At 37.0% G+C, this 17,900-nt stretch carries 18 protein-coding genes; 1 reads left to right on the top strand and 17 read right to left on the bottom strand.

The annotated features are described in order from the left end of the window. Nucleotide 1 precedes the first annotated feature (1 nt). The 13 genes from E0E02_RS05075 to rsmD all read right to left on the bottom strand — a co-directional run bounded on the left by E0E02_RS05075 (nt 2) and on the right by rsmD (nt 12,612). The gene (locus E0E02_RS05075) at nt 2–1,093 is read right to left on the bottom strand and encodes a sensor histidine kinase (RefSeq protein ID WP_174235031.1); all 1,092 of its coding nucleotides are present in this window, start codon (nt 1,091–1,093) and stop codon (nt 2–4) included. Then, nucleotides 1,090–1,821, bottom strand: a complete 732-nt coding sequence (locus E0E02_RS05070; RefSeq protein WP_074601337.1) for an ABC transporter permease — start codon at nt 1,819–1,821, stop codon at nt 1,090–1,092. Before E0E02_RS05070 ends, E0E02_RS05075 begins: the two co-directional genes overlap by 4 nt. After that, nucleotides 1,818–2,696, bottom strand: coding sequence for an ABC transporter ATP-binding protein (locus tag E0E02_RS05065; RefSeq protein WP_074601335.1), 879 nt, complete (start codon nt 2,694–2,696; stop codon nt 1,818–1,820). The genes E0E02_RS05070 and E0E02_RS05065 overlap by 4 nt, the downstream gene beginning before the upstream one ends. Before the next feature lie 152 nt (nt 2,697–2,848). Further along, a complete protein-coding gene (locus E0E02_RS05060) occupies nt 2,849–4,594 on the bottom strand; it encodes an ABC transporter ATP-binding protein (protein ID WP_074601332.1) in 1,746 nt (581 codons plus the stop codon). Next, nucleotides 4,584–6,329 carry an ABC transporter transmembrane domain-containing protein gene (locus E0E02_RS05055; RefSeq protein WP_133018024.1) on the bottom strand — a complete coding sequence of 582 codons (1,746 nt, stop codon included), beginning with the start codon at nt 6,327–6,329 and terminating at the stop codon, nt 4,584–4,586. The genes E0E02_RS05060 and E0E02_RS05055 overlap by 11 nt, the downstream gene beginning before the upstream one ends. A 114-nt stretch (nt 6,330–6,443) precedes the next feature. Further along, nucleotides 6,444–6,950, bottom strand: a complete 507-nt coding sequence (locus E0E02_RS05050) for a VanZ family protein (protein WP_133018023.1) — start codon at nt 6,948–6,950, stop codon at nt 6,444–6,446. A 9-nt stretch (nt 6,951–6,959) separates the two neighbouring features. Next, a complete protein-coding gene (gene rlmN / locus E0E02_RS05045) occupies nt 6,960–8,060 on the bottom strand; it encodes a 23S rRNA (adenine(2503)-C(2))-methyltransferase RlmN (RefSeq protein WP_039697319.1) in 1,101 nt (366 codons plus the stop codon). A 20-nt stretch (nt 8,061–8,080) separates the two neighbouring features. Then, a complete protein-coding gene (locus E0E02_RS05040) occupies nt 8,081–8,641 on the bottom strand; it encodes a YutD-like domain-containing protein (RefSeq protein ID WP_133018022.1) in 561 nt (186 codons plus the stop codon). Between the two features lie 29 nt (nt 8,642–8,670). Beyond that, nucleotides 8,671–9,999 carry a bifunctional UDP-sugar hydrolase/5'-nucleotidase gene (locus E0E02_RS05035; protein WP_133018021.1) on the bottom strand — a complete coding sequence of 443 codons (1,329 nt, stop codon included), beginning with the start codon at nt 9,997–9,999 and terminating at the stop codon, nt 8,671–8,673. A gap of 102 nt (nt 10,000–10,101) precedes the next feature. Then, a complete protein-coding gene (locus E0E02_RS05030) occupies nt 10,102–10,350 on the bottom strand; it encodes a DUF3923 family protein (protein ID WP_014334393.1) in 249 nt (82 codons plus the stop codon). A 130-nt stretch (nt 10,351–10,480) separates the two neighbouring features. Continuing rightward, entirely contained in the window at nt 10,481–11,566 is a 1,086-nt protein-coding gene (locus E0E02_RS05025) for a SepM family pheromone-processing serine protease (RefSeq protein WP_133018020.1), read from the bottom strand. Continuing rightward, nucleotides 11,544–12,041 (bottom strand): pantetheine-phosphate adenylyltransferase, encoded by a 498-nt coding sequence (coaD, locus tag E0E02_RS05020; protein WP_133018019.1) that lies wholly within the window; start codon nt 12,039–12,041, stop codon nt 11,544–11,546. Before coaD ends, E0E02_RS05025 begins: the two co-directional genes overlap by 23 nt. Nucleotides 12,042–12,072: 31 nt before the next feature. Then, nucleotides 12,073–12,612, bottom strand: a complete 540-nt coding sequence (rsmD, locus tag E0E02_RS05015; protein WP_133018018.1) for a 16S rRNA (guanine(966)-N(2))-methyltransferase RsmD — start codon at nt 12,610–12,612, stop codon at nt 12,073–12,075. A gap of 132 nt (nt 12,613–12,744) precedes the next feature. Here rsmD and E0E02_RS05010 point away from each other — a divergent pair, with 132 nt between their 5' ends. After that, nucleotides 12,745–13,590 carry a hypothetical protein gene (locus tag E0E02_RS05010; protein ID WP_133018017.1) on the top strand — a complete coding sequence of 282 codons (846 nt, stop codon included), beginning with the start codon at nt 12,745–12,747 and terminating at the stop codon, nt 13,588–13,590. Nucleotides 13,591–13,690: 100 nt separating this feature from the next. On the opposite strand, the gene asnA is transcribed toward E0E02_RS05010, so the two are convergent. The 4 genes from asnA to E0E02_RS09440 all read right to left on the bottom strand — a co-directional run. Then, on the bottom strand, nt 13,691–14,683 hold the full coding sequence (gene asnA, locus E0E02_RS05005; RefSeq protein ID WP_074563225.1) for an aspartate--ammonia ligase: 993 nt from the start codon (nt 14,681–14,683) through the stop codon (nt 13,691–13,693). A gap of 343 nt (nt 14,684–15,026) precedes the next feature. After that, a complete protein-coding gene (locus tag E0E02_RS05000; protein ID WP_133018016.1) occupies nt 15,027–16,235 on the bottom strand; it encodes an MFS transporter in 1,209 nt (402 codons plus the stop codon). Between the two features lie 104 nt (nt 16,236–16,339). Then, complete coding sequence (locus tag E0E02_RS04995) at nt 16,340–17,425, bottom strand: MmcQ/YjbR family DNA-binding protein (RefSeq protein ID WP_133018015.1); 1,086 nt, start codon at nt 17,423–17,425, stop codon at nt 16,340–16,342. Between the two features lie 58 nt (nt 17,426–17,483). Then, a partial coding sequence (locus E0E02_RS09440; RefSeq protein WP_165937139.1) for a hypothetical protein occupies nt 17,484–17,900 on the bottom strand: 417 nt, incomplete at its 5' end.

Here is a 17,900-nt window from a genome sequence, read left to right as displayed (position 1 = left end):
CCTATTTCTCCTTTAACCCCAATTCAGCTTGGATAAGTGTCGGTTGAGCTTGTGACAGAATCTGAATTTTTCCCTCAACTAAGAGAAGTCTGTCACGAATAGATTGGAGTTCATTCCCTGTTAATTTTTCAAAACCAACACCATTGTCTTCTACTCTGACAAATACCTTTCCTTCTTTTTCAAATAAATGAAAACGACATTGATTAGCCTGACTATGCTTAATGACGTTATTACTTAGTTCTCGCAAAATCATGCACAAAGTCGATTGCAAGACAGGCGCCATAGTTTCTAAATTCAAATCATTTTTCAACTGATAATCAATCTCCGTCATAGCAAAGAAATGCTCCAACTGCTCAATCTCTTCTTCAAGTGTTCTAAACTTGAGATTATTGATGATATTTCTAACATCATGCATCGAAGAGCGGCTAGCTTGGTTTAATTCTTCTAATTGCTTTTTGACAAGGTCGTATTTTCCTTTCTCTAATTGCTTAAGTGCTAACTCTGTTTTTAAAGTCATGGCAGCAAAGACATGACCCAAGGTGTCATGCAAATCACGTCCAATACGGTTTCGCTCATTTTCAGCTAGTAACAAATTAATGGTACGATTCTTTTCCATGATAGCTTTTTCTTGTGCTTCATTTTTTCGAGCATTCATCCAATGAAATAAAATGGCATAATTCACAACAGGAACAAGAAAAATCATCACACGAGTCGTTATATCTTCTGTCAAAGTCATTCCTACAAACATCATGAAAAGCATGGCTAAATCGTAGGAAATAAAACGAAATGAGCGATAATCATCTTGAAATTGAAAAACAAGCAAACTATTAAAATAAAAAGTAAACCACATCATGCCACCATCAACACAAAGTGTCATGTAGATAATATAAGATAGCATGAGTAACCAGCAAGAATTGGTTAAGGGATTTTCTTCAAAATTGACAAGAAAAAGGTAGCCAAGCAAAAAAGCCGCTGTTATCCCCAGAGTCCAAACTGGATAACCGAAAAAGAAAACACCCAAAACAGGAAAAGCTAAAAAAGCTAATGGCAGATAAAATAAGGAGTGAACATTCCTAATCCTTTTCAACATCATTTAACCTCAATTTTATTCTTAATCATAAGCGCTAACGCTGCTATTATTATGGCATAGCCAAGCACAATAATCAAGGACTGCCAATTTAATTGAGCATTTTTAGCAAAGTCCGTCACCAAGATATTCACATGATAAATCGGTGTTACTTTGGCTAGCTTTTGCATCCACTCTGGAAAGGTCTCGATTGGCATCCAAGAACCACCGATAATAGCCAATCCAAGAAAGGCAATATCACCGACAATTGTCATTAACTGTTGTGATTTCATTTGCGAAATCAACAAACCAAAAGCTAGAAATAGTAAACTTGACAATAACAATAAGGCTGCTGAACCCAACCAGCGGCTAAGCGGCATTGTCACCCCACGAAAAATCGCACCAAATAAAAACGTTGCTAAAATAGACAGTAAAAAGCAAACTAAAACTCGAATCACTTTTGATAGATAATACTGCCAAATTGAAACCGAAGAATGTTCAATATAAGTCAACCAATCGCTAGTCTTATCTTCCACAAGCATAGCTGGAAATGAGAAGAAGCCAAAGCTTGACATTGAAAATGCTGTCATGGTTAACATATAACTCATCACCAGCACCTTCTGCTCTTTTAAATCTGGAGAGAGCTCCATCCCAGAAAAGAACAAGAAAAAGAAAACCGGCATTCCAATAGATAATACAAAGGTTAGCCAAGTACGTTTCGTTTTAATCCATTCAACTTTTAATAAAGCAATCATTTTTCATTCTCCTGTGTTTGGTCAAATAATGTATTTAATAAGGTTTTATTTTGAATTTCAATATCGGAAATCTGGCAACCATGTTTCTGTAATTTCTGCCAGACACTATCAATCTCTTTTGTCATAAAAGTAACTGAGTCATTCTTTACTTTAATGCGATAACCATTTGCTAAGCTATTAACAAACGGTAAAAATGTTTTTGGCAAGGTAACTTGTTTTTCATGTTCAGCTTCTCTCATAGCAAATGGAGTCGTATCACGTAGCAACTTTCCATGATGTAAAACTAAAATGCGCTCAGCCGTATGTTCGACTTCTTCAATGTAATGACTCGAATAAAAAATCGTTACACCTTTTTCTTTCAGGCTTTGGATAATTTGCCAAAAATGTTGTCTCGTTGAAGTATCCATTGCTACTGTTGGTTCGTCTAAGAAAAGAATTTTGGGTTGGCTAATAAGGCACAAAGTAAAAGCCAACAAGCGCTTTTGACCACCCGATAATTTCTCAGTTAGCTGATTTTTTTGTTCCTTGCTAAATTGCAAAATGTAATCAATCTCTTTATCAGTTAAAGGGGTCTTGCTAATCGCTTTAAAAAATGCAATTAATTCACATACTCTCAATTTTTCTGGCAAGCGATTTTCTTGTGGTAAAACAGCTACTGAATCTTTTAATCGCTGACTATTTGGGGCTAAACCATTGATGACAATCTTTCCTTTACTAATTTTCAAATCTCCTAACAAGCATGACATCAAAGTGGTTTTCCCGGCACCATTTGGACCAATCAGAGCCACACAATCTCCGGCAGCCACTTCAAACGAGATGTCCTGTAAAATAGTTTTTCCTTTAATGGTCTTTGAGATATTTTCAACCGTAATCATTTCATAAGCTCCATTTTTCTCTTTATTTGATGATTTTATTTTAGAAAAAAATAGCTGAGCTTTTTAGCTTATAATGTCATGACATTATATGACTTTTGTCATGTTTTTGGCAACAAAAAACCAATCTGCTCTTTAGCAAATTGGTTATCAGTTTAATTTTCCATCATACCTGCTTGCAGTTGATACATACGATGGTAAGTTCCTTTCAAACTTAGCAATTCATCATGAGTTCCTGACTCAATAATCTTACCTTTGTCTAGGACATAGATACAGTCAGCATCTTGAATGGTTGATAAGCGGTGAGCAATGGCAATGGTTGTACGGCCTTGACGCATTTTCTTCAAAGACTCTTGAACAGTGTTTTCCGTTTCTGAATCAATGTTTGCTGTCGCTTCATCCAAAATTAAAATCTTCGGCTGACTAGCTACGGTTCTTGCAAATGCCAAAAGTTGACGTTGACCTGTTGAAAAACTTGAACCACGTTCTGTCACTTTTGTCTCATATTTATCAGGTAATTTTTGAATGAACTGATCAGCATCCACAAAGGCTGCGGCAGCTTGAACAGCATCATCAGAAATATCCTGATACATTTTAATATTAGATTCCACAGTACCATGATACAAGAATGGTTCTTGCAGTACCAAACCAACATTTTTATGCAAAGCTTTTTTAGAATAATCACGAATATCTTTACCATCCAGTAAAACTTGACCTGATTGGAACTCGTAAAACCTCATAAAGACATTAATAATTGATGACTTTCCTGATCCAGTCGATCCTACAAAGGCAATCGTCTCACCTTGATTAACCTTAAAGGAAATATTGTCTAAAATCCGGCGTTTTCCATCATAAGAAAAACTCACATTTTTAAACTCAATATTGCCATCTTGCACAAAATCTAACACACCATTTTGTTCAGGTTCATATTGCTGTTCATCAATCAAATCAAACACCCGTCCAGCTGAAACCATTGAGGTTTGCAAAGTTGAAAAATTCTGAGTCACTTCAATCAAAGGATCAAAAAGACGATTAACGTATTGGATAAAGGCATACATCAAACCAGCAGAAATACCAATTTCCATTCCACGAAAACCAAAATAGGCCATTAAAATAGCATATGCTAATAACTTCAGAAGTGACATAGCAGGGCGCAAGAAAAGACTATCTAATGCCATCGAACGATTAGCATAAAATACATGCTCTTCATTGATAGCTTCAAATTCATCTTTCAAACGCTCTTCTTGACTAAAGGATTGAATAATTCGGATCCCTTCGATGCTCTCAGACAATTTACTGTTAATATCTGACAACAATGCACGTGTTTTTTCAATCACACTTACCGATTTTTTGCGATAAAGATTAACCAAAACAAAGATAAATGGCAAGAAAATCACAACCCAAGCTGTCAATGTCGCATTCAATTTCAACATGGTTAACAGAGTTACTGAAAAGATAAAAATAGCCGAAATAAAGCTTGATAAAAGGCCTGAAAACATATCACTGATAGCTTCAGTATCATTTGTAATACGAGAGACAATAGAACCCGCGGGAGTTTTGTCAAAGTAAGCCATACCGAGTTTTTCCATGTTTGCAAAGGCATCTCTTCGAATATCTCTAACAATGCTATAAGACACACGCGCAAAGAAGAAATTTCCAAAATACTGGATAAGCGTCTGCAAGACATACATGAGGTAATAACCAACTAAAATCAGCATGGCAGTCTGATTCATATCCGTCAAAAAATGATCAATAAAGTAAGAAGCAATCAGTGGAATCAGACTCTTAACAACCGTTGTTAGTAGTAAAAGACCTAGAGCTAAGGCAGTTAAGAATTTATAAGGTTTGAGATAGCTCATGAGGCGCTTAAATACACGCCACTGATTTGCATTATTCTTCATCACTATCTCCTTCCATTTCTAATTGCTGAGCTTCATAAGTATCTGCATACCAGCCACCTTGCTTAATAAGATCCTCATGACGCCCTCGTTCAATGATATGCCCATCTTGCAAGACTAAGATTAAATCAGCATGAACCACCGCACTCAAACGATGTGCTGTGATAATTGTCGATTTATGTTGACGAGTTTGCTTAAGATTCTCAATAATAGCATGTTCTGTCTTAGCATCTACTGCTGACAAAGAATCGTCCAAAATCAAAATTTCAGGATCAAGAATCATGGCACGACTCATAGCAATCCGCTGTTTTTGACCACCAGAAAGACTAACCCCTTTCTCACCAATCAAAGTTTCAAAGCCATCTGGTGTTGCCATAATGTCATCATAAACTCGAGATAACTTCGTTGCTGCTTCAACCTTTTCTAAAGAGGCATCGGGATTTCCAAAACGAATATTTTCTAAAATACTAGTGGCAAATAAAAATTGATCCTGTGGGACATAACCAATCAAACGGCGTAAATCAGATAACTTGTAATCCTTGATATTGTTGCCATCAAGCATAATCCGACCATCAGTCAAATCATATTCACGTAACAACAAACGAATCAAGGTAGTCTTACCAGAACCGGTCTGCCCAACTAATCCCAGCGTTTGCCCCTGTTCTAGAGCAAAATGAATATCTGATAACGTCTCCTCATTTTCATAATGAAACGAATCAATATCATAAACCAAAGTACCATTCTGAATAGTCTGCAAAGGCTGTTTACTTTCTTGGACATCAGATGTTTCTTTCAAAAGACGATTAATACGATTATAAGAGACAGAACCGCGTTGAATCATATTAAAAAGAAAACCAATTGCCATTAAGGGCCAAACTAGCATATCTAAGTAAGTGATAAAGGTTACTAAATTACCAACCGTCACTTGACCGGCTGATACCATAAAAGCTCCCATCAACAATGACAAAACATAACTTGCCCCAATAAATAAAAGCACTAAAGGATCAAACATGACATCATATTTCATGGTTTTCATGTTCTTAACAAAAGTCATATCATTGATTTCTTGAAAAGACTGAAGTTCATCTTCTTGATATCCAAATGACTTGGTTACTTTGATACCTGACACGGACTCCTGAACCTTATTATTTAATTCTGAAAAGGCAGCTTGAGATTTTCCAAACGCTTGGTGAGTCTTTCGTCCTAAACGACTTGTTGCATATGCCATAAATGGCAAAGGAATCACCGCTACCAAGGTCATTTGCCAAGAAATACTAAAAGCCATTGTCACCAAAGTCACAAAAGCCGTAATTGTCGCATCTACTGCTGACATAACTCCAGCGCCTGCTAAACGTGTCAGTGCATTAATATCATTGGTAGCATGCGCCATCAAATCACCCGTACGATGTTTTTGATAAAAATTAGGTGACATTTTTGTAAAATGATCAAATAAGCGAAAACGCATAATCTGACCAAGACGATACGACGTTCCCAAGATATACATTCGCCAAATATAACGTAAAAAATACATAGCAAAAGCTGATAAAACCAACAAGAATAAGCTCATCAGCAATTGCCCTTGTGTTAACTCACCAGATGTCACTCGATCAATAACTCCGCCCATAACTTTTGGAGGGACAAGGTTTAAAATTGCCACCAAAATAAGAGCAAGAATTCCAATAATATACCGTTTTTTCTCCAGCCTAAAAAACCACCAGAGATCCTTTATAATTTTCATTAAAACCTGCTTTCTAGCTGATATTATACACCCTTGAGTAGACTCTAAGTCAAGTTTCCTGCCCTAAGCTTCTCATATGAAAAAGGTCAGGAGTTTTTCCTGACCTATAAATAACTACTTGTGATATTTTTTGTAAATAACTGTGTAAAGCCCCAAAGCTAGTAAGCCACCTAACGAATTAGTCCAAAGATCATCAATTTCAAAGACCCGATTAGCATTATAGAGTAAATCTACAAGCAATTGAGTCGTTTCAATCACTAGACTCACTCCAAAAGCAAATAGCCAAGCTCGCTTCCACTGACGCAATTTTGGAAATAGCCAAATCAAGCCAAACATCAATGGAAAAACAAGAAACATATTGGTGACATTTTGCGCAAATACCCAAAATGCTTCAAAGGCACTATCAAGCTGACCAATACCAATCAAACTGTTAAACGGCACCAAAAGCAAACGTAAGCGTCCATAATAAATGATATTGGGTGTCTCAACCCCATCAATTTTAAATGGTTGCGGACTAAAACACAAGAAGCAAAGGGCAAGGATGTAAATCCCCACCAAAGTTATTGTCACCTTACGCCCTATGCTTGTCAACTCAAGTTCTTCATCAAATAGCTTTCTCATTTTACCTTCTTATTTTGCTTTAGCAGCTTTTTGGCGGTCACGTTTCATTGTATTTGAACGCAATTGACCACAAGCGGCATCAATATCAGTTCCGTGTTCTTGACGAACGACACAGTTAACACCATTTTTCTTAAGAACATCGTAAAAGGCTGCAACGTGTTCTTTACTTGAACGGCGGTATTGGTCGTGTTCAGATACTGGGTTATATGGAATCAAGTTGATGTATGATAATTTGCGGATTTTTTTCGTCAAATCAGCCAATTCTTGTGCGTTTTCTGGTGAGTCATTAACATCATTTAACATGATATACTCAAATGTCACACGACGGTTAGTTGTTTCAACGTAGTATTCAATCGCAGCAAAGAGTTTTTCAAGTGGGAATGAACGGTTGACACGCATGATTTGTGAACGTAATTCATTATTTGGCGCGTGAAGAGAAACGGCAAGGTTAACTTGCAAGCTTTCATGAGCAAATTCACGAATTTTGTGTGCCAAACCTGATGTTGAAATTGTGATGTGACGTGCACCGATAGCAAGACCATTGTCATTGTTAATCGTACGAACAAAGCGAAGCACGTTATCGTAGTTATCAAATGGTTCACCAATCCCCATAACAACGACGTGACTCACGCGCTCATCTTGACCACGTTCATCAAAGTATTTTTGTACCATCATAATTTGTGAAGTGATTTCACCACTTGTCAAATCACGTTGTTTTTTAATCAAACCGCTGGCACAGAATGAGCAACCCATGTTACAACCGACTTGTGATGTTACACAGACTGACAAGCCATAGTGTTGGCGCATCAAAACTGTTTCAATCAACATCCCATCAGGCAATTCAAACAAGTATTTGACGGTACCATCTGATGCTTCTTGGACGACACGTTGTTTCAATGGGTTAACGCAGAAATTTTCATTTAAAATAGCGATAAAATCTTTTGAAATGTTTGTCATTTCTTCAAAAGATTGGACACGTTTACGGTAAAGCCAATCCCAAATTTGTGTTGCACGGAATTTCTTTTCACCGTGTTCGATTGCCCATTCGATGAGTTCATCACGTGTTAAACCGTAAATAGAGGGCTTCATGTCCTTAGTTTCTGTTTGCATTCTGTAAATTTATTTCCTTCCTATTTCTCTTTGCGGCGAATGACAAATTGTTTTGCCGACTGAATTTCTTTTTGTTGTTCACGTTTTTGGTGACGCTCACTGCGTCCTTTGCTTTCTTTACGTTTTTGACTGGTAAAATGTTGATTTCCTGAACGGTCAGCTTTTTTCTTACCAGACGAACGTTTTTGTGATTTATGACGTCTTGTTTGTTTTTCTTCTTCAGACTTCACAGCACGTGGCTCTTTATTTTCAAGAACAAAATAAGCACAGCCAAAGTTACAATACTCTTTGAGGTAATCATCTAAACGTGAAATACGATTAGCCTTTTTAACGTCGCGGTCATCTTTGTAAAAACCTTTTAGACGTAGCTGTTCATTTCCCCAATCTCCGACGATGTAGTCATATTTAAGCAAAATCTCTGAAAATCGTTGACTAAACACAGTTGCATTAAAAGCATCTTTTTCATTGGCTAAAATCAACAACTCGATATCATCGCTTTTGACACGATCAGAAAGTGCCACGAATTGTGGACCAGGAAATTTATTGTAATTGTACATTTCAGGAGAGATATCTTTTCTCATCGGTCTCCTCTCTTCATCCATCGTAAAACTTATTCTTTATGTCTGAGGTAGTCTTCTACCAGTTCTCGAAGCAATTCAGGAAAAAGCAGCTCAGCTTGATGTGATTTAATGCTTTCAAAATAGCGTGCAAAATAGTATTGATCAACCAAGACTAGACTGACAGTCTCCTTTTCATTCGTAACCTTTTCATTATACACTATTTTTCCGTTTTTGTAAGCAAAGCCACTCGTTAAAACGGTCCCAAATTCCTTACCGCGAAATCCCATGCCACGGATCTGTTGTCTAGCTAACAATTCTGCTTGCGAATAAACATCTTGACAGATTTCGGCTAACTCATCGGTGCTTACTTCTAACCTTGCTAGTCGCATTTGATGCGGAAGCGAATGGTGCAAAGTATCTTTAGTAATGTCCTTAGTAAAAGGCTCCACAACCAAGCCAGAATTTATCATGGCAATATCTGCTTTGGCATAATCTTTCATAGCATCCATAACCAATTGACAAGACTCGTCTAAACTCAAATCCTCATCAAATTGCTTCACCATTTCTTGCCCTAAAAGCTTGCGACCATCTGAAACAATTTTTTCAATCCATTCTTTATCTCCTGGTTTACTTGCCATATGACTAGTTTCATGAGCGTGGATTGTGATATTAGTCATTTCATGATTATCAAAGCTGAGATTAATTTCACCGACAAACTGACCGTATTTTCCTGCAGCTGCCATGTAAGTGCCATTAAGACAGGCTCCATCTTCAAAGACATGATGCGTATGAGCCCCAATAATCAAATCAATTTCTGGACAAGCAGCGGTGATTTTTTCATCCCAAGGAAGTCCCAAATGGCTTAATAATATTCTAAAATCTGCTTCTTGCACTTCCTTAATAGCAAGGTCTCTTTTTAAGCATTCTAAAGGGTCAAGGACTGTCCATCCACCTGGTTTATAAGTCAGATAATAGGGAAAAGTATAAGCTAAAAAAGCAATCTTAGTGCCTGCTTTGGTCTCATAAATTTTATAAGGTACTGCCCAGTCGGGGCGACCATTATCGTCTTCTAAGTTTCCTAAAATAACATCAAAGTCAGCCTCTTGATAAACCTCATTTAACCAATGTTTTGCCAGACCAATTCCTTCATTATTACCAATGGTCGCAAAGTCAATCTTAAGCTCGTTTAAAAATTGAACATTACATTTTCCCTTACTGATATCTGTCATCGGATGCCAGCGGTCAATATTATCCCCAATATCAAGGCGAATAACTTCATTTGTCTCAGGATATTCTTGAAAAAAACGTTTGATTTTTGGATAATTTTCAAAATGAGAATGCCAATCATTCAGATGTAAAATCGTTAGCTTTTCTGTCATAGCAATATTATAGCATTTTCCACCCCGATAGTGATATTTCAGTGCCTTTACAAATCTATTATCAACCAAAAAAGCTAGATAAAAAATCTAGCTTTTCAATACTCAGCGACTATTTCGCTGTTCTTTTGCCAAGGAGAGACGTTTAACAAACATATAAGCAATTCCTTGGAACATCCATAAGGAAGCATAACAAAGTACCCAAGCTGAGAAAGTCAGCCACTTCATGCCTAAGGTCTGATAAATACCATGACCATTTACAGATCTAATAAAAATTAACAAACTAACATCTAAAAAGATAAACAGGGCTGCAATATTAAAGCCAATCACCAAACGCTTCTGCCAGTTTGTCATACACTCCTCCAATCTATTAGTATTCCACCTCTTCATTTTAAACCATTGTAAAAAATAAAGCTTAAGAAAAAGTTAACTGATGCATCAAAAAACACCTCTTTTAGCTAGTCTAAAAGAGATGCTTCTTGTATTAATTTGTACTTCTTAGGTAATCAATCGCTTCTTGGACATTCTTGACAGGGACAATTTTCATGTCTGTATCAAGGTCTTTAGCAGCTTCTTTGGCTTCTTCGTAATTTGTCTTAGCATCAGGATCTTTTTTCAATGTTTCTTTATCGACTGGATTATTTGGAACAAAGAAAATATCTGCACCAGATTTGGCAGCTGAGACAACTTTTAAGCCTGCTCCGCCGATATCACCAACAGAACCATCTGATTCAATGGTACCAGTACCAGCAATTTTACGACCTTTACGAAGGTCTTCGTTATTAACTTGATCATAAATATCAAGGGTGAACATCAAGCCTGCACTAGGTCCACCAACACCACTGGTATCAAAAGTCACATCGACATCAGATGACACCTTGGTATGATCGACTAAACCAATACCGATACCATTTTTACCATTTGGCAATTCAATGATTTTACCAGAAACCTCTTTTGTTTTACCGTTTGAAATTTCTTGAACAGTGACTTTAGAGCCAAGATCCAAGTCTGCTACATAAGCCATCAATTCTTGTGAACTCTTGAACGTTTTACCATTTACACCAGTAACCGTATCAGCTAGATGTAAAAGTCCTTTAAAGGTTGAATTTTTGGTTACATTTAGGACATAGACACCTTGATAATCAAGCTTAACGTCTTTCCCTGCTAGGGTTAAAGCTTGGTAGGTCGCTGTATTTTGTGAAGTTTCCATGTAGTATTGATTAATACGCATGTAATCTTCATTACTGTAGCCACCTGTTGTTGCGGCAGCCGTTGAAATCTCCGTATGCGGTGTTAACCAAGCATAAACCAGCTGAGCAAGCGTCGCTTGACTCACTGTCACCGCTACAAAGTTATAGGAACCTTCGTCTTTATCTGTTTTGTTATTAACGGTTAAAACACTACGAACATCATAAGCACCCCCAGGCATTTCAACATAATAGTCGAGGGGATAAAATAAACTAAAGATGAGAAATACAGTTTCCACTACTCCTAGTATCCACCATTTAAAGCGGTATAAAATACGACCTAACTTTTTCAAAATCCCTTTAAATGCGTTTAAGATTGTCATATTTTTCCTCCACTTTTTTCACAACGCTTTCTGGAACAAAGGCCGAAATATCCGAATGAAAATGCATCAATTCGCGAATACGACTAGATGAGACATGAAGCCACTCTGGTGAGGTAAGTAAATAAACACTCTCAATATCATTAGCTAAGTGATGATTGAAGAAATCCATACTTGCCTCATATTCCAAATCTTTAGCATCTCGAATTCCTCTAACCAAATAGCCAGCCTTTAACTCTCTTGCCACATCAACTGCTAAAGAATCCTGTGCTGTCACGACCTTTACATTTGGGAAAGCTTGGACTGCTTCTTCTAACATAGCCTTTCTCTCAGCAATGCTAAACAACCCTGTTTTATTTTTATTGTAAAAAATCCCCACGTAAAGCGTATCAAATAGTCGACTCGCACGCGCTATAATATCAAGATGTCCATTTGTCACAGGGTCAAAAGATCCCGTCACCAAACCAATTTTTGTCATATTGCCTCCATCAAGGATATCATGACATTTACTATCTAATGTAAACCGTCACCTTACTAATTCCGTATGTTTTTTGTTTCCAAATGCCAAAGTTTGAAATCTCTTCTGGCAAATCCACAGCTTTGTCTGTTTCACATACAATCATCACATCTTCAGACAAAAGTCCAGCTTCTTCCATGTCAGTGATATTTTTAACGATTTCCTCTTTCGCATAAGGCGGGTCCAACAAAACCAAATCAAAAGGCCCTTTGACCATGCCGATCGCTTTATTAGCATCCATCTTCATCAAATGGAATTGCTGTTCAGATTTCGTCATTTTGATATTTTCTGTAATAATAGCTTGCGCCTTACGATTGCGTTCAACCATGACCGCTTCATCCATCCCACGTGAGATAGCTTCAATAGCAAGGCTACCGCTACCAGAAAACAAATCCAAAACACGCCCACCATCAAAGAATGGGCCAATCATATTAAAAATAGCGCCCTTAACCTTATCAGTTGTCGGACGAGTAATTTTTCCATCGAGCGTCTTCAAGGGACGCCCACCAAATTTTCCTGCTACAACTCTCATAAGAACCATTATAACAGAATTAACCTAAAATGCCTTAAAAAATTATTGATAAGGTTTACACTAAAAATAAGATTTGATATGATGAATAGGATAATTTTAATTATCAAAGTTTTTTAGGATAAAGGAGTTATGATGGATTTTAAAAAATTCTTTAAAGACAAGAAAAATATTGCCCTTACTGTCTTGTCAGTCTTATTGATTGGTAGTTTCTCTGCTCAAGGAAATAAAGATCATGAACTTACCCAAGCTGAAACTAAAATTGAACAACTCAGCCGAGAAATTGACGATACCAAATCAGATTTAATTGACAGTCAAGACGAACTCAGCGATTTCAAAGAAGAAAACGCCAAATACATTGAAATTGGTAAAAAAGAATACCAAAAAGTCAAAGCTATCGAAGATAAAGCACTAGCTGCTGTCACAAAGCTTGAAAATGATCAAACTCAAGCTAACCTCGATGCTGCAACTAATAAAGTGAATGCTGTCACAGATAGCAAGGTTAAAGAAAAGCTTCAAAAACGCATTGCAACTGTAAAAACAGCCATCGAAGCTAAAAAACAACAAGAAGCTATCAATGCGGCTGAAACAGCTGTTAAAAAACTCGAAAGCGACCAAAAACGTGAAAACGTCGATGACGCTAAAAATAAAGTAAACGCGGTATCTGATTCAGCTAAAAAGGAAGCCTTTAATAACCGCATCAAGGCTGTCGTTTCAGCTATTGATGCCAAAGAAGCTGAGGTAGCGAAACAAGCTGAAGAAGCCAAAAGAGCTCAAGAAGCTGAAGCCGCACGTCAAGCACAAGAGCAAGCTGCCGCTGCTGCACAACAAGGTGATGCTACTACTGTTTACATCACAAATACTGGTCGTCGTTATCACCTAAGCCCATACTGCCGTGGTCTTAACCGCTCAAACAGTACTACACCAACAACATTATCAAATGCTATTGCTGCTGGATATACACGCTGTAAATTTGAATAACAGTTTAGTCGTTAGAAGTTTTTCTAGCGATTTTTTTATAATCAAAAAGCCGACTGAGTATCAGCCGACCTTTTTTAGTCCTTAAATTAAGTTTCTTCTATTAAAGAATGTTTTCGTAAGTATCACGAACATCTTTTGGCCAAACACTTGATTGTACTTCACCAATGTGTTTTTTACGAAGCAAGAACATTGCCATACGTGATTGACCGATACCACCACCGATTGTAAGTGGGAAGAGACCGTTAAGAAGAGCTTTGTGCCATTCTAGTTGCAAACGATCTTCGTCACCAGTGATTTTAACTTGACGTTTAAGAGCTTCTTCGTCAACACGAATACCCATTGATGACAATTCAAAAGCTGAGCCAAGCACTTCGTTCCAAACAATAATATCACCGTTAAGACCATGGTATCCATTTTCAGATTCAGAAGTCCAGTCATCGTAGTCAGGTGCACGACCATCGTGGCGTTGACCATCCGGCAAAATACCACCAATACCAATAAGGAAAATCGCACCGAATTCTTTAGCAGCAGCATTTTCACGTTCTTTTGGTGTCAAATCTGGGTAACGTTCCACCAATTCTTCTGTGTGAATGAAAGTGATTTTCTTAGGCAAAACTGCTTCAATATCAAAACGAGCTTCTACTGCCAATTCTGTCAAACGAATAGCTTTGTAAACTTGTTCAACAGTTTCTTTCAAGTATTCGATGTTGCGACGACCATTTGGAATAACTTTTTCCCAATCCCATTGGTCGACATAAATTGAGTGGATTGGGTCTAATTCTTCTTCATCTGGACGGAGAGCTTTCATGTGTACGAAAAGCCCTTCTCCTTCATTGAAGCCGAAACGTGCTAAGGTATGACGTTTCCACTTAGCAAGTGAATGAACAACTTCATATTCAGCATCAGGAATACGTTTAACGTGCACAGATACAGGATGTTCAACGCCGTTCAAATTATCTTGCATACCATCCCCGACCTGGCTAAGAATAGGTCCTTGCACTTCAACGATGCCAAGTTTATCAATCAAATATTGAGTAAAAGTATTCTTGACAAAAGAAATCTCCTGCTGTTGATGAATAAAGCTTTTCTTCATATGCTCCTCCTTAAAAATTTTTTTAAATTTGAAATACCAAAATGATAATGAACGATAGTGAGGTATATTTTGTATTTCGTGATCGCTTTACAACGATAGAGCTATTATACACCTATGTTTTTAAAAAATAAACACTTTTTTGCAAATTTTCGCAATATTTTTGAATTTTATGTTAGATAACCTAACAAAGGATGGAAAATCAGCCATTTATAAGCATTTTTTAGAAGAAAATTTCACTTTATAGTATTAAAAAAATTGAACCATCAAACAAAAACAGCTCAACTTTTTTCTAATAATTAAACCGTTGTCAAAATAGTGTTTAAATAATGACAGTTATCAAATATCACTCTTTTGACCCTTGTAACAGTTTCAAAAAAATAAAACTCAAAATAATAACCGAACACCCAATATAGAAAAAATTAAAGGGATTGCTTGGTGTAAAAATCAGCGTGAAAAGAGCTGTCCCAAGCGGCATAAATAAAATAGCAACCGTAAAAACAATTCCCAACACTCGACCTAAATACTCGCTAGCTACTTCTCTTTGAACAAGGGAAAAAGAATGAATGTTAAACAAGGTCATAAAAATTCCAGAACCAACTGGCGACAGTGCCAAAAGAAAAATACTCGGTTTCAAAAAATAAAGAATGGGAGCAAGCGCGACAAAGCCTCCAAAAATAGACAAAAGTGCCATTAATTGACCAGGCGATAGTTTGTATCTAATTTTTCCGCTGATAACCGCTCCAATCACTCCACCAATCGCCTCAGCTGTTAAAAACATAGCATAACTATTTCCAGTGATTTTGGGAAACATTTGATTACTATAAGGCAGTAAAAGACTGTAACCAGCCATGAAAAAGTTAACCCCAGCAGAAAGAGCAATCAGAAGATAAATCTGACGATTTTTCGCTACATAGTGAAACCCACTAACCAAATCCTCTAAAATTATCTTAACTGAAAATTTATCTGTTTTACTGGCTTCTTCTAAAATCGGTTGAACAAAAGCAACAATCAAAGCTGATAATAAAAAGGACACCCCATCAAGACTCAAGGCTCCTCGAATACCAATCACGTGATAAATCCCCAAAGCAAGCATCGGGACAATAATTTTAACCAGAGTCGCAAGCGTTTGAAGGTAAGAATTCACTCGAGTAATATTGTCCTTTTCGACGATTTCTTTGGTAAAGGCATTGTAGGCTGGTGTCGAGAAAGCTGACAAAAGCGCTAACAGAGCATTTGTCAAAATGACTGCATAGATGAGCCAAGTTTGCTTGGAAATAGGAGACAAGCACAGACAAATTAAGCCACTCAAAAAATCACTTAAAATGATAATTTTCTTTCTTCTGAAACGGTCCGCAATCACTCCGCCAAATAAATTAAACAGGGCTCCAATGACATTTTCAAGTGCTTGATAAACTCCTACCAAAACCATTGATTTCACGTTCATACTCGCTAAAAACGAATTATTCACATAATCAAATAAAGTATCACCTATCTTTGAAATCGTACTGCTCGTTACTAAAAGACCTGTATTTTTTCGTTCGATTTTCCTCATAAGCACCTCCCGATTGTTAGATAGTATACTCTTCAAAAGTTATTTTTGCAATATTCTTTCAATTTTATTTTCAAAAAAAGACCGCACCTACTAGCACGGTTACTTTATTCTTTTCTGAGTGAATCGATTTTTTCAATTAATTCTTTTGTCATTCGTCGTGGACCACGAACAGCTTTGACGCCACAACTTTTTAACGTTTCAAAAGTCACTTGCTCATCTGAGAAAGTATGAAGCAGTTCTATTTTCATTAATTTTTTGATGGAAGTATCATCTCGGTAAGTTTCATTTGGCAAATCAGCTTCTAAGACTTGGCAAAAATACCGAACTGCCTTAGTCGGTGCTGTTATGTAAATTGCCACGAAATCACCTTTTTTAATGCTTGCTTTTTGTGTCCATAAAATAACCTTGTTTGCTGCAAATTCAGCATCAATATCATAATACTTGGGGTTAGCTGGAATTAACCAATAATCAGGTCCAGATGAGCTCCCTAATTGCTTTCCAGCGACCAAAGCTCTGCTATTTTCCACTAAAGAAAAAAGGAGCTCATCAGGGACTGTCTCATCTAAAACCACACTCACCCAAGACTTCTTATTCATGTGGTAAGACGGGTAAACGCCCTTGATTGCAATCAATTCAGGCAACTTATCTTGCTCAACCTTGATATTGATTATTTCAACTTTTTCGTCTAGCTCTTCTTGCGACCACTGCTCCTCACCAAGGTCTAATTTGCCACGCGCAAGCGTCATCACAAGACCATACCACTTCTGATTTTCAGGATAGCGAAATGAAGAAAAGTCAGGGTATTTCTCAAATGGATGATCAAAATCATCGCCATATGTCGTCTTCAAGTGACTAGCCAGTCGGTTCATTTGATCACTGGCAAATGGCAGAGCTTCAAAGCAAGCCTCAGCCACACGCACCAGAACTTCTTGATAAGCTTCACGAACCTTCCCAACAAAATTGCCACTCGCACCAGCCACATGAAGAGCAAGATACTCTTCATTTAAATCAGTATCAATCACTCTTGTAGACACCTGACCATCCAATGAGACATGAACTCGCACTTCAAAATCACTATTCAAAATCAGCTTCGTATAGTCATAACCAGCCTCAGATTTCTCAAATCCAAACGTCACCAAGCGTTCAAACACCACACGCTTTTTTCTAAAAATATCTGATTCAAATGACATAGGGACTCCTTTTAATTAGCACTCTTATCAATATATAATACCCCCCTTCTTACTGAGCTCACTTCTGCATCAATTCATCGATTAATATACGAGCATTTCCGAATTCATTTTCAAACATTTTATCGATGATGTCTAAACACTGCTCTGAAATTTCATCCTCTTTATGCTCATCATAAACATTCAACATTAATCTAGAAAGTACCTCTTCTATTTTTCTATAATGATAATATGGTTCGATTTGATAAAATGTGCCATTTAATAATATTTTTGAAATCATTTCAAAAATTATATCTTCATAACAAGAAATCTCAGGTTGCTTTTCAAGCAATAAACAAAAATGATAATATATCTTATTCCTATATTTAGAAGCAAAAAGTTGAAATACAAAATCTTTGTCTTCAATAACATCTAATAAATCATCACTAAATATTTGTGGTAAAATACCGTCTAGATTAGTATCTTTACTATCCAAGTA

The organism is Streptococcus sp. KCJ4932, from assembly GCF_004352745.1.
In the GTDB taxonomy this organism is placed as follows: domain Bacteria; phylum Bacillota; class Bacilli; order Lactobacillales; family Streptococcaceae; genus Streptococcus; species Streptococcus ruminicola.
This window is presented reverse-complemented; position numbering and strand designations above follow the sequence as displayed.